Below are 11554 nucleotides of genomic sequence, written 5' to 3'. Positions count from 1 at the left end.
CGGCCCCGTCGGCCTCTCGAACAGGCCCGCAGGCATCCCGGCGCCGCCCGCCTCGCCCCCCCGGCCGCCGAGGCCCGCCCGACGGCCGGATCCCACCGTTCGGGGCGGGGGGCCGCCTCCCGTCCCGGGGAGTGGTAGCCACCAGAGATGATGAGGAGCCCAAAAAATGTGCCCCGGGCAGGTCTGATGGGACCAAGGCCGGGGCAGAGACTCGCGGCGGGCAGGCAAGGCGAGAGGGGCGAGCGCCACCTCCCCTGGTCCTAGGCCAGGAGGAAGTAAGCGATGACCGCCGCGCCCAGCGCGATGCGGTACCAGCCGAAGGGCCGGAAGTCGTGCCTTCGGATGTATCCCATGAGGAAGCGGATGACGGCGAGGGAGACCACGAACGCCACCACGCACCCCACGGCGAGGACCATGGCCTCGTTGGGCGCGAATCCGTTGCCCTTGAGGAAGAACTTGACGAGTCGGAGGGCGCTCGCGCCAAACATCACGGGGATGGCCAGGTAGAAGGTAAACTCCGCCGCGACCTTGCGGGAGCAGCCCAAGATCAGGCCGCCGATGATGGTGGAGCCGGAGCGAGACGTGCCTGGCACCATCGAGAGCACCTGGAACACGCCGATGCCAATCGCCGTGGGCCAGTCGAGGGAGTCTATGTCACGCACGCGGGCGCCCGCGTCGGCAAGGGCAGACGGCCCGTCCGTCTCCGGCCCCTCGGCACGCGCCGCGAGGTGGCGCGGACCCTCCGCGGTGCCAGCGCGGCGCGCAGCCAACATGACGGCCCCGGCCCCACCCGCGGCGGCAAGCGCGGCGGCACGTCTCTCTCGCCCGGACTCGATGACGATGAAGGCGATGCCATAGACGATGAGGGCACCGGCGATCACGAAGGGACCGCCCAGGTGCTCCTCCATCCAGTCGTTGAGGGGGATGCCGATGACCGCGGCGGGAAGGCAAGCGACGACGATCTTGGCCCACAGCGACCAGGTGGCCCTGCGTCGCGCGGCGTCCTTCTCGCGCGAGAAGGGGCTGAGCTCGCCGAAGTAGAGCACGCAGACAGCGAGAATGGCGCCCAGCTGGATCACGACCAGGAACATGTTCCAGAAGTCGACGGACACGTCGAGGCTCACGAACTGCTGGAGCAGCAGCATGTGTCCTGTGGACGAGACGGGAAGCCACTCCGTGACCCCCTCGACCAGACCGAAGAGCGCGGCCTTCAGAAACTCGACCAGATCCATGGGCCCTCCCCACGACGCGGTTCCCGGGACGGACCCCGAGCGTTCGGGCTAACTATGACAGCGCCGGCACATGCCGGGCGCCGGGACGGCCTCTCACCACGAGAAACGCGAACGGCCCCGACACCACGTGCATGCCGGGGCCGTTCATGTCTGCCGCGGTGGCCAGGGCTAGCGTACGGAGAAGAGCACGTCCCCGCGGCGCAGGCTGCCGGAGGCGAAGTCGCTGACCTGCCGTTCGTCGGCGTCCGTCACCGTGACCACGGTCTCGGTGCTCTTGCCCGCCTTCCGGATGGCATCGAGGTCGGCATCGAGCAGGGGCTGTCCCGCCCTCACGCGGTCGCCCACCCTGACGTGCGCCACGAAGGGCGCCGCATTGAGCTCGACGGTGTCGATGCCCACGTGGAGCATCACGTCAAGGCCCGAGTCGGACCTGATGCCGATGGCGTGCAGGGTGTCGAAGACCACCTCGACGCTACCGTCCACGGGCGAGCAGAGCCGTCCCTCGCTGGGCAGGAGCACCACGCCCCGACCCATCATCCCCTGGGCGAACACCGGGTCGGAGCAGCTCGAGAGCGGGAGCGCCTCGCCGGCCGCAGGGCTCAGGACGCACACCCCGCCCCTGCCCGAAAAAAGGTCGAAGAGTCCCATCCCTACTCCATTTCCAGAATCTCGCGCATCTGCGTGGCATAGAGCGACGCCTTGTTGCCATAGACGATCTGGACGCCACCGCTCACGTGGACTATGCCGTGGGCGCCCAGCTCCTTGGTGAAGTACTCGTCAGGCTCGACCGCGGAGGGGTCGACCAGCATGAGGCGGAGTCGGCTGAAGCAGGCGTCGGCATTGCCGATGTTCTGGGGCCCGCCCACGGCCTCGACGATCCTCTCCACGAGCTCGGAGCTCGGCGCTGCGGCGCTGGCCACCTCCTCGACGTCCTGGCCGTCGTCCTCGCGGCCAGGGGTCTTGAGGTCCTGCTTGAGGATGAGGAAGCGGAACGAGAGGTAGTACACGGCGAAGTAGATGGGGCCGAGGACCAGGATCACCCACCAGTTGGAGCCCTTGGCGCTGCCCAGGATGCCGTTGAACACAAGCGAGAGGAACGGGCCTCCGAAGGCGGTCGACCCCGCCACGTTGAAGTTGAGCAGGTAGGTGAGGGCGTAGGCGAGGCCCGCCATGATGGCGTGCACGACGAAGAGCACGGGGGCGACGAAGAGGAAGGCGTACTCGACGGGTTCGGTGATTCCCATGAAGACGCAGGGGATCAGCGAGGCCACCATGAGGGCGCCGACCTTGCGCCTGTTCTGGGGAAGCGCGGTGCGCCAGAAGGCGAGCGCGGCACCGGGCAGGCCGAACATGGCGAAGACGACCTTGCCGTTCATGACGAAGCGCGAGACCTCGATGTCAAAGCTCCTGTCGTTGGAGCTGACGATCGCGTTGTAGATGTTGACCGCACCGCTCACCGCGTTGCCGTCGATGGTCTGGCTGCCGCCCAGGTTGGTGAACATGAAGGGCAGGTACACGAAGTGGTGGAGGCCAAAGGGCAGCAGCAGCCTCTCGCAGGAGCCATAGACGAAGCTGCCCAGGGCACCCGCGCTACGGATGAAGGCGCTGAGGGCGCCGAGCGAGGCCTGGATGGGCGGGAACACGAAGGACATCACGATGCCCAGGAGGCTGCAGAAGGCGATGGTGGCGGCGGGGATGAAGCGCGTGCCGTTGAAGATCGAGAGCACGGGTGGGAGCTCGATCTTGTACCAGCGGTTGTGGACCCAGGCCACGAGCGCGCCCACGACGAGGCCGCCGATGACGCCGGTGTCGAGCGTGACGGTGCCCAGGATGGCCGCCTGGCCGGTCGCCAGATTCTTGGGGTCTATGGTCCCCAGCTTGGTGAGGAAGGTCCCCATGACGGCGTTCATCGTCATGTATCCGATGAAGCCGCAGAGGGCCGCGGTGGCCTTCTCGGACTTGGCGAAGCCGTAGGCCACGCAGATGGCGAAGAGCATGGGGATGTTGCCCATGACCACGTTGCCCGCCACCTTGCAGAGCGAGAAGAGCATGCCCGGCACCGCAGCGCCCAGCCAAGGTGCCACGTTGAGCAGGGACTTGCTGGTGAAGGCGCTGCCCAGGCCGACCAAGATGCCCGCGATGGGCAGGATCAGGACCGGCGTCATGAGCACCTTGCCGAGCCGCTGGAACTTGGCGAGTGCCTCTTCCTTGTTCATAGCCAACTGCCTTTCCTTGTGCGGGGGCGGCGCGCCCGGGCAGGGCCCCTGTCGCGCGCGTCGCCGCTCGCAGCTCCCCTGATGGTGCGGGACGCGACCCTGACGGCGCGCCCCGCCGTTGCCCAAGGCCCCCTAGTGGAGCTCAGGCCAGTAGCCCTCGTTGGCCTCGACGAGCTTGTCGAGGACCTTGCGGGCCTCCTTGCCGTCGTTGACGAGCCTGTTGAGGGTGAGCGCCTGAAGCGCCTTGCCGTAGGAGTGCTCGAGGTAGGCCTCGATGGCCAGGCGCTCGTAGGAGTACTGGTTCACCATGAGACCGTGGTAGAAGGTGTCGATCTTGCCCACCGCGTACGGCACGGGGCCGTTGACGCCCACGCTCGCGGCGACCTCGACCTGGGCGTCGTCAGGGAAGTCCTTGATGATGCCGTCGTTGCGCACCATGACGATGAAGGTCTTGCGGGTGTTGCGGTAGATCGCGGAGGAGACCTCGACGATCATGTCGCCGTGGGCGTCGTTCTGGACGACCGACGAGCCCTGGGCGGTGCCCACCTTCGCCACGCGGCGGCACTCCTCGAAGACGCGCTTCTCTCGCCCGTTTATGACCTCGTCGCTGCGGGTGTAGTTGGGGTCGAGGTGCGCGACCTTGTACTTGGGGTACAGGTAGTACTGCAGGTAGGTGTTGGGCAGGTACTCGGGGAAGTCGTCGAGCATGTCAGCCACCATGGCGTAGGTGTCGAGCCAGGACTGGTCGCGCTGCTCGGCGTCGACGGGCTTGAAGCCAAACTTCTTGGTGTGCTCCTTGATGTCGGGCACCAGGTCGTGGCCGGACTCGTCATAGAGGTGCGTGAACCAGCCGAAGTGGTTGAGGCCGAAGTAGGTGGGCTCCCAGTTGCTGGGGTCCTTGCCCAGGAGCCTGCCATAGGAGCGCAGCAGGTTGACGGGCTGGTCGCAGATGTTGAGGATGCGCCTCTCGTCCGGGAAGACGCGTGCCAGGCCGTAGGCGACGAGGGCCGCGGGGTTGGTGTAGTTGATGATCCACGCCTTGGGGCTGCGAGCGCGCACGTCCTTCACGATCTGGATCATGTCGCTCATGGAGCGGATGCCGTAGGCCATGCCGCCCGCCCCCACGGTCTCCTGCCCGATCAGGCCCATGCCCAGGGGAATCTTCTCGTCCTTGGAGCGCATGTCATAGCCGCCGGTGCGAATCTGGCAGAGCACGAAGTCGACGTTCTCGTAGGCGACGTCCTTGTCGGTCGTGTAGTCGAACTCGACGCCAGGGGCCTCCTCGCGGAAGAGGATCTTGCCGAAGTCGCCGATCACAGCCTGGCGCTCGGCGTCGGTGTCGAACATGACCACGCGCCCGAGCGGGAAGATGTCCTGGTGCTTGGTCAGGGACTTGAGGATGCCGGGGCACCAGGTGGAGCCGCCGCCGACGATGACGATGTTGAGCTTGTCCTTCATGAGGATCACTGGCCTCTCTGTGCTCAGTTGCGCCTTCTCTTCCAAGGGGCCGGGCCGTCGCCTCCCGGGATTTGGCGACTGTCCTTCCCGTCGGCAACGTTGTACAGGAGGCATCTGCCGGAAGCGCCCCTGACCACGACGTTTGGACGCGCGCCACGCATCTGGTATACGTACACAATCGTGTGTAGGAATACACGAGCGCGCTCGTCGATGGGAGACGACATGAGGTTCTACGACGCGGTGAGGGAGAACTCGCTCAAGCTCAATCGCATGGAGGCCGACATCCTGCGCTACGTGGTCGCCTCCAAGGACCGCGTGCGGCAGCTCAGCGCCAAGGAGCTCGCGGGGCACTTCTACGTGGCGCCCAACGCGATCACCCGGCTTGCTCACAAGCTGGGCTTCTCCGGCTTCAACGAGATGAAGTCCTCATATCTCGTCTCGCTCGAGGAGCGCAACTTCACCATCGAGCGGACCAGCCTGGACGAGTCCATCGTCCGCACCCGCGAACTCCTGAACGACCGCCTCGTGGAGGAGGTCGTCGACGCCATCGAGTCCGCCGACCAGGTCGTCTTCTTCGCCTCGGGCCTCTCGGTTCTGCCCTGCGAGGACCTCTGCAGCAAGCTCAAGATCCTGGGAAAGCATGCGGAGGTGCTCAGGGAGCGTCACGTCATGACCCACACCGCCAAGCTCCTGGGCAGCAACGACCTGCTCTTCGCCGTCAGCGTGAGCGGCGAGACCGGCGTCTCGATCGACTCGACGCTCATAGCCAAGGCGCGCGGCGTGAGGGTCGTGACGCTCACGGGCCTCTCGAAGAACCGCCTGGCCTCCCTGGCCGACCACGCCCTCTATGCGGTCGACCGCCAGATCACCTACGACGACATGGACCTCAACAGCCGCCTGGCCTTCTACTACGTGATGGAGGTCATCTTCGAGCGGCTCTTCGCGCGCGTGACCTCGCGAGGCGAGGGACCCGACTCGGACGAGGTCCGCACGGACCCCATGGCGGAGGGGCCGCTGTCCTAGGGGCGCGTCCCTCTCGCCCGCAGAGGCCGGGACGCCGCCCACGCCACCAGAGGGGCCGACGGCAGCGTGGCCGCAGGTGCCATCCGCGCCCGCGGGTACACTCCAGGAAACGCGCCATTCGTCCTCTGGAGGTGTTCCCATGGCAAGCTACCAGGACCTGGGCTACGACAAGATCCTCGTCACCCTGGACGGAACCGAGCAGCAGGGAGAGGTGCTGCGACGGGCGATCATCGTCGCGGCAAACAACAACGCCGAGCTCTACATAGGCCACGTCATCGACGCCACGGCGCTCGAGGCGGCGGGGAGCTTCCCCACGGGGCTCGTGGCCACGCTGGAGGAGGACTTCCGCGCGTCCATCGCCGACCAGGTGGCCGAGGCCGAGGCGGAGGGCCAGATCAAGCGCGTCAAGGTCATCGTGCGCGCCGGGCGCATCCGCGAGACCCTGAAGGAGGAGATGATCGACGTCATCCATCCCGACCTCATCATCTGCGGCGCACGCGGGCTCTCGTCGATCAAGTACGCCCTCCTGGGCTCGATCTCGACCTTCCTCACCAGGAGCGCCAGCTGCGACACGCTGGTCATCAAGTAGGGCTGCGGGAGGATCCGGCCAGGCGGCCCACCTCGGTAGGAAATCGTTCAGAACTCGCCCGAGGTGACAGAAACCCGTCATCTCGGGCGAGTTGTGCGTGGCGCTTCACGAACGTGACGCTCCCTCGGGCGTGACGCCCCCTGCGCGGAGCCCCCAGCCTCCAGCCCCGGCCCCCTACGCCGTGAGGAAGACCATGGCGATGATCATGGCGAAGCCGGCGAGCTCCGCGGGGCCGAAGACCACGCCCAGCCACAGCACCGAGCTCAGCGTGGCCACCACGGGCTCGGCGGTCCCCAGCATGGAGCCGCGCATGGAGCCGACCTCCTTGATTCCCTGCAGGTAGAGGGCATAGGCCCCGAAGGTCCCCAGCACCACCGACGACGCCACCATGGCCCAGCCCGCGCCGTCGAGGGCAGGCATGTGCTCCCAGGGGCGGTAGGCCAGCGAGAGCGCCACCCCCGACACGAGGAAGGCGAGGCCGTTCACGGCGAAGTTCCCCCAGCGCCGGATGAGCTCGAGGGGCTGTATGGCCAGGATCGTAGCGGCGACCGCACAGGCCAGGCCCCAGCCCAGCCCCTCGGGCGGGAGCGAGAGCGCGGCGGGGTTGCCCCCCGTGGCCACCAGGTAGGTGCCCCCGAAGGCCAGGGCCACGCCGACGAGCTCCCTCCTGCGGGGCACCCTCCGGCTCCGCGCGCACACTACCAGCATGACTATGACCACGCTCAGGCTCTGGAGCACCGTCGCGGTGGCGGAGTTGGTCCAGTCGATGGCCTCGAGGTAGGCGACCTGCGAGAGCAGGATGGAGCCGAAGGCCACGCCCACCACGCCCCAGAGCGAGCGGCGGTCGCGAAGGAGCCCCCTCAGCCGCTCGGGCGTGCCCAGGCCCGCCATCGCCAGGAAGAGCCAGCAGGCGGTGAGCTCCCTCACGCAGACCATCCAGAGCGGATCCACGTCGTAGCTGCCCATGAGGAGCTTCGAGAGGGTCCCGTTGAGGCCCCAGAGCGTGCCGCCCGCCAGGGTGAGGAGCGTCCCTCTGACCTTGCGCCTCGCATCCTCGTCGGCAGCGCCGGCACGGCTGCGAACGCCCGCCGCCACGGCACCGACGGATGCCCGTGCGGCACCGGATGCGAGGCCCTCTCGCCCGCAGGCGCCGTCCGCGGCGGCTCCCCCGTCGACGGCCGTCACGCTCCCCTTTGCCTCTTTCCCCACCGCAGACCTCCGTCACACGCCACGTGGCGCGCAGAATCGTCCCAAGCTTTTGCCTGCTGAGCTTACAACGCGGCGGGCGGGGTAAGTTAAGCACATCGGAAGCCTATGCGGTCCACAGACGCCCGCGGCCGAGACCGCGGCAACGAGGGAGAGAAGATGCCAGCAAGCAAGAGCGGAGTTCCCTTCACCACGCCCGACCCCAGCCTCGCGCCCGGCACGCGGCACGCCGGGTTCACCGTCCGTTCGGTCGAGCCCCTGGAGGAGCTGGGGGGCACCGCCTACGTCATGCGCCACGACGCGAGCGGCGCGCGCCTGATGTGGCTCGCCGTCCCGGACGACAACAAGTCCTTCTCCATCGCCTTCAAGACCCCGCCCAAGGACGACACGGGCGTCTTCCACATCCTCGAGCACTCCGTGCTCTGCGGCAGCGACCGCTACCCCGTCAAGGAGCCCTTCGTCAACCTGATCAAGAGCTCCATGCAGACCTTCCTCAACGCCATCACCTTCCCCGACAAGACCATGTACCCGGTGGCCTCCACCAACGTGGCCGACCTCGAGAACCTCATGGGCGTCTACCTCGACGCCGTCCTGCACCCCTCCATCTGGAGGCGCAGGCGCATCTTCGAGCAGGAGGGCTGGCACCTCGAGCCTACGGAGGACGGCGGCCTCGCCTACAACGGCGTCGTCTACAACGAGATGAGGGGCGCCACCTCGGACCCCGACGACGTCCTCTTCCAGGCCCTCGACCGCCAGCTCTTCCCCACCAACGCCTACCGCTTCGACTCCGGCGGCGACCCCTCCTCCATCCCCGACCTGAGCTACGAGGGGTTCCTGGACTCCCACGCCCGCCACTACACCCTGCCCAACAGCTACACCGTGCTCTACGGCGACCTGGACATCGAGCGCGAGCTGGCCTTCATCGCCGAGCGCTTCGACGGCGCCGAGGACCGCCACGCCGGCGCCCCCAACCCGCTCGAGCCGCAGGAGCCCGTGCGCCCCGCCCTGGCCAAGGTGCGCATGGCCACCGCCCCCGGCAACGCCGCCGTGGGCCTCTCGTACGTCATCGGCACGGCAGGCCAGCGCGAGCGCGTGCTCACGGCGGACGTCCTGCTCGACGCCCTCTGTGGCTCCAACGAGGCGCCGCTCAAGCGCGCAGTGCTCCAGAGCGGGCTCGCGGACGAGTTCCAGGGCATCCTGGTGGACGGAGAGCTCCAGCCTCAGGTCGCCTTCCACGCCAAGGGAACCAGGCCCGACTCCGGGCCGGCGCTCCGCGAGCTCGTGGAGGGGACCTGCGCCAGGCTCGTGCGGGACGGCATCGGCAGGGAGCGCCTCGAGGCGTCGCTCGCCCAGGCGGAGTTCAACCTGCGCGAGGGCGACTGGGGCTACTACGCCGACGGAGTGGCCCTCTCCATGCAGGCGATGTCGAGCTGGCTCTACGACGACGGACGCCCGGTGGACTACCTGCGCTTCCAGGACTGCATAGACTCCATGCGAGAGGGGCTCGCCGACGGCTACTTCGAGCGGCTCCTGGACGAGCTGGTCTGCCACAGCGCGCACAACGCCGAGGTGGAGCTCGTGCCCGTGGAGGACGGTGCCGCGGCCGACGAGGCGGCACGGCTTGCGGAGCTGCGCGCGGGCATGGATGACGAGGCCTATGCCGCAGTCGCGTCCGAGCTCGAGGCCCTGAGGCGCGAGCAGGAGGCGCCGGACGACCCGGCCGACGTGGCGCGCCTCCCGCGCCTGGGCGTCGCGGACATCGCCGAGGCCCCCGCCGAGCCACGCGAGGAGCGCGTCGAGGCGCCTCTCCCCTGCGTCTGGCACGGCATCCCCACGCATCGGATCGACTACGTCTACCACTACTTCGACCTGCGCCGCCTGACGGCGGACGAACTTCCCTACGCGAGCGTCCTGGCCGAGCTCCTGGGGCGCCTGGGCACCCGCGAGCACAGTGCCGCCGAGCTCGACACGCTGGTGGAGGGCAGGCTGGGCAGCCTGGACTTCTTCTGCGACTCCTACGCGTGGCAGGGCAGCCTCGACGAGGCCAGGCCCTACCTGGTCGTGGGGGTGAGCTCGCTCTCGGAGCGCGTCGCCGACGCCGCGACCATCCCCGCCGAGGTGTGGGGCTCCACCCTCTTCGACGACCAGGAGCGCATCCTGGCCATCCTCCAGCAGAGGCGCATCGCGCTCTCCCAGTACTTCCAGAACAACGGGCACGCCGCCGCGATGGCGCGCCTCTCCACCCACTACTCGCGCTCCGCCACGGCGGCTGACGCGCTGGGCGGCGTGGGCCTCTACCTCTTCCTGAGGGAGCTCCTCGCCAGCTGGGACGAGCGCAAGAACGAGCTCTGCGCGCGGCTCGCAGACGTCGCGCGGCGCGTCTTCAGCTCCGACGAGGTGCTGGTGAGCTTCACCGGACCTCGCGCGGACCTGGACGCGTTCTGGGCGGCGGGCGGCAGCCTGGGTCTCTCCCCCGCAGGGGACGCGGCGGCGCACAGGCTCGAGCTCCCCGCGCCCAAGGCCCAGGACGAGGCCTTCCTCATCGCCTCCAACGTGAGCTACGTGGGAGAGGGGGCCGCCCCCTCGGCTGCCGACGCCTTCGGCCCCGGCAACTGGGCCGTCGCCTCGCGCGCGCTGAGCTTCGACTACCTCTGGAACGAGGTGCGCATGAAGGGTGGCGCCTACGGCGTCGGCTTCCGCCGCACCACCAGCGGGCTCCCGCAGTTCTGGTCCTACCGCGACCCCGTCGTCACCCCCAGCATCGCCCGCTACGAGGGCAGCGCCGACTGGCTGCGCTCCTGGGACGCCAGCCAGGCCGAGCTCGAGGGCTACGTCGTGTCCTGCGTCGCCGCGCACGACAACCCGGTGAAGCCCCGCCAGCTCGTCCGCAGGCAGGACGGCCTGGACCTCTCGGGCCGCCCCGAGGGCTGGCGCGCGGAGCTGCGCGGGCAGATCCTGGGAACCACGCAGGAGACCCTGCGTTCCATGGCAACGTGCCTGGATGGGCTTGAGAAGAGGCGCAGCCTCTGCGTCTTTGGCCCCCAGGAGCAGGTCGAAGGCTCGGGCCTCACATTTGACCAGGTCATCGACCTAAGGGACGCGGCGGTGGAGAACGAGGCCGCAGAAGGCTAGGAGCGGGCCACCAAGCAAGGAGCAGGCGGGGACGGCCACGCGAGCGGTCGCCCCCGCCCCTTTGGCTACGCGCCGGCGACGGTGGTCACCCCTAGGCCAAGAGCTCCTCCACGGAGAGCTTGGGCACGTGGTTGACTCGTTCCTCGTCATGCCAATAGGCAAGTCCGCCGACCCCATCGGCATCCTCGAGGCGCACCTCCTCGGCAGGCCAGCCCACCGCGACGAGCAGCAGGCACGCCAGGCCCCTCTCTCCCAGGCCCAGGACCTGGTCGAGCTCGGGACCATAGCTCTTTATCATGCAGGCTCCCAGGCCGCGGGCGCTCGCGGCGAGCGCGATCGCCTCGGCGGCTATGCCTGCGTCGACGTTGCGGATGGGGAGCTCCGCCATCTCTGACGGCGCACAGACGGCGAGGTATGCCGTGGGCCTCTCGCCCGGCTCAGGACCGTCCCAGTCCTTGATGGCGGCCGCCCAGCGATGGGTCGCAAAGGTCGCCGCGACCTCCTCCGGCTCGAACACCAGGCGGAAGCGCAGCGTCTGGGAGTTGTTTGCGGTGGGAGCCAGCCGCGCCGCGGCAACCAGCCCCAGGAGCCCCTCCCTGCCCACGGGCCTCGACCCGTCGAACCTCCGGATGCTCCTCGCCTGCCTCAGCAGCCCCTCGAACTCGTCCGCTCGCATCTCTTCCCCTCTCGCCTTGGCC

Annotated in this window: 9 protein-coding genes; 3 read left to right on the top strand and 6 right to left on the bottom strand. The window is 68.5% G+C overall.

What is annotated here, in order from left to right:
• Positions 1 to 260: 260 nt before the first annotated feature.
• The 4 genes from HMPREF1008_RS09855 to HMPREF1008_RS04760 form a co-directional block, all read right to left on the bottom strand.
• Positions 261 to 1232 (bottom strand): undecaprenyl-diphosphate phosphatase, encoded by a 972-nt coding sequence (locus HMPREF1008_RS09855; RefSeq protein ID WP_009278718.1) that lies wholly within the window; start codon positions 1230 to 1232, stop codon positions 261 to 263.
• A 168-nt stretch (positions 1233 to 1400) separates the two neighbouring features.
• Positions 1401 to 1880 (bottom strand): PTS glucose transporter subunit IIA, encoded by a 480-nt coding sequence (locus HMPREF1008_RS04770; protein ID WP_009278717.1) that lies wholly within the window; start codon positions 1878 to 1880, stop codon positions 1401 to 1403.
• 2 nt (positions 1881 to 1882) lie between these two features.
• The gene (locus HMPREF1008_RS04765) at positions 1883 to 3448 is read right to left on the bottom strand and encodes a PTS transporter subunit EIIC (protein WP_009278716.1); all 1566 of its coding nucleotides are present in this window, start codon (positions 3446 to 3448) and stop codon (positions 1883 to 1885) included.
• Positions 3449 to 3580: 132 nt separating this feature from the next.
• Positions 3581 to 4906, bottom strand: coding sequence for a 6-phospho-alpha-glucosidase (locus HMPREF1008_RS04760; protein WP_009278715.1), 1326 nt, complete (start codon positions 4904 to 4906; stop codon positions 3581 to 3583).
• A gap of 222 nt (positions 4907 to 5128) precedes the next feature.
• Between HMPREF1008_RS04760 and HMPREF1008_RS04755 the strand changes: the two genes are divergently transcribed.
• Positions 5129 to 5929, top strand: coding sequence for a MurR/RpiR family transcriptional regulator (locus HMPREF1008_RS04755; protein ID WP_009278714.1), 801 nt, complete (start codon positions 5129 to 5131; stop codon positions 5927 to 5929).
• Positions 5930 to 6068: 139 nt separating this feature from the next.
• Positions 6069 to 6518, top strand: a complete 450-nt coding sequence (locus HMPREF1008_RS04750) for a universal stress protein (protein WP_009278713.1) — start codon at positions 6069 to 6071, stop codon at positions 6516 to 6518.
• 174 nt (positions 6519 to 6692) lie between these two features.
• Here the strand turns inward: HMPREF1008_RS04750 and HMPREF1008_RS04745 are convergent, their stop codons facing one another.
• On the bottom strand, positions 6693 to 7727 hold the full coding sequence (locus HMPREF1008_RS04745; RefSeq protein WP_009278712.1) for a DMT family transporter: 1035 nt from the start codon (positions 7725 to 7727) through the stop codon (positions 6693 to 6695).
• Between the two features lie 156 nt (positions 7728 to 7883).
• On the opposite strand from HMPREF1008_RS04745, the gene HMPREF1008_RS04740 reads away from it, so the two are divergent.
• On the top strand, positions 7884 to 10856 hold the full coding sequence (locus HMPREF1008_RS04740; protein WP_009278711.1) for an insulinase family protein: 2973 nt from the start codon (positions 7884 to 7886) through the stop codon (positions 10854 to 10856).
• A 91-nt stretch (positions 10857 to 10947) separates the two neighbouring features.
• Here HMPREF1008_RS04740 and HMPREF1008_RS04735 read toward each other — a convergent pair whose 3' ends face one another.
• On the bottom strand, positions 10948 to 11532 hold the full coding sequence (locus HMPREF1008_RS04735; protein ID WP_009278710.1) for a nitroreductase family protein: 585 nt from the start codon (positions 11530 to 11532) through the stop codon (positions 10948 to 10950).
• Between the last annotated feature and the right edge of the window lie 22 nt (positions 11533 to 11554).

The sequence above is a fragment of the Olsenella sp. oral taxon 809 str. F0356 genome, assembly GCF_000233535.1.
Lineage (GTDB): Bacteria > Actinomycetota > Coriobacteriia > Coriobacteriales > Atopobiaceae > Olsenella_I > Olsenella_I phocaeensis.
This window is presented reverse-complemented; position numbering and strand designations above follow the sequence as displayed.

What these genes read in the sequence shown, in the direction of transcription:
- HMPREF1008_RS04770 (WP_009278717.1), bottom strand. Translation starts at nt 1,880, where the DNA reads ATGGGACTCTTCGACCTTTTTTCGGGCAGGGGCGGGGTGTGCGTCCTG.
- HMPREF1008_RS04735 (WP_009278710.1), bottom strand. Translation starts at nt 11,532, where the DNA reads ATGCGAGCGGACGAGTTCGAGGGGCTGCTGAGGCAGGCGAGGAGCATC.
- HMPREF1008_RS04755 (WP_009278714.1), top strand. Translation starts at nt 5,129, where the DNA reads ATGAGGTTCTACGACGCGGTGAGGGAGAACTCGCTCAAGCTCAATCGC.
- HMPREF1008_RS04740 (WP_009278711.1), top strand. Translation starts at nt 7,884, where the DNA reads ATGCCAGCAAGCAAGAGCGGAGTTCCCTTCACCACGCCCGACCCCAGC.
- HMPREF1008_RS04760 (WP_009278715.1), bottom strand. Translation starts at nt 4,906, where the DNA reads ATGAAGGACAAGCTCAACATCGTCATCGTCGGCGGCGGCTCCACCTGG.
- HMPREF1008_RS04765 (WP_009278716.1), bottom strand. Translation starts at nt 3,448, where the DNA reads ATGAACAAGGAAGAGGCACTCGCCAAGTTCCAGCGGCTCGGCAAGGTG.
- HMPREF1008_RS04750 (WP_009278713.1), top strand. Translation starts at nt 6,069, where the DNA reads ATGGCAAGCTACCAGGACCTGGGCTACGACAAGATCCTCGTCACCCTG.
- HMPREF1008_RS09855 (WP_009278718.1), bottom strand. Translation starts at nt 1,232, where the DNA reads ATGGATCTGGTCGAGTTTCTGAAGGCCGCGCTCTTCGGTCTGGTCGAG.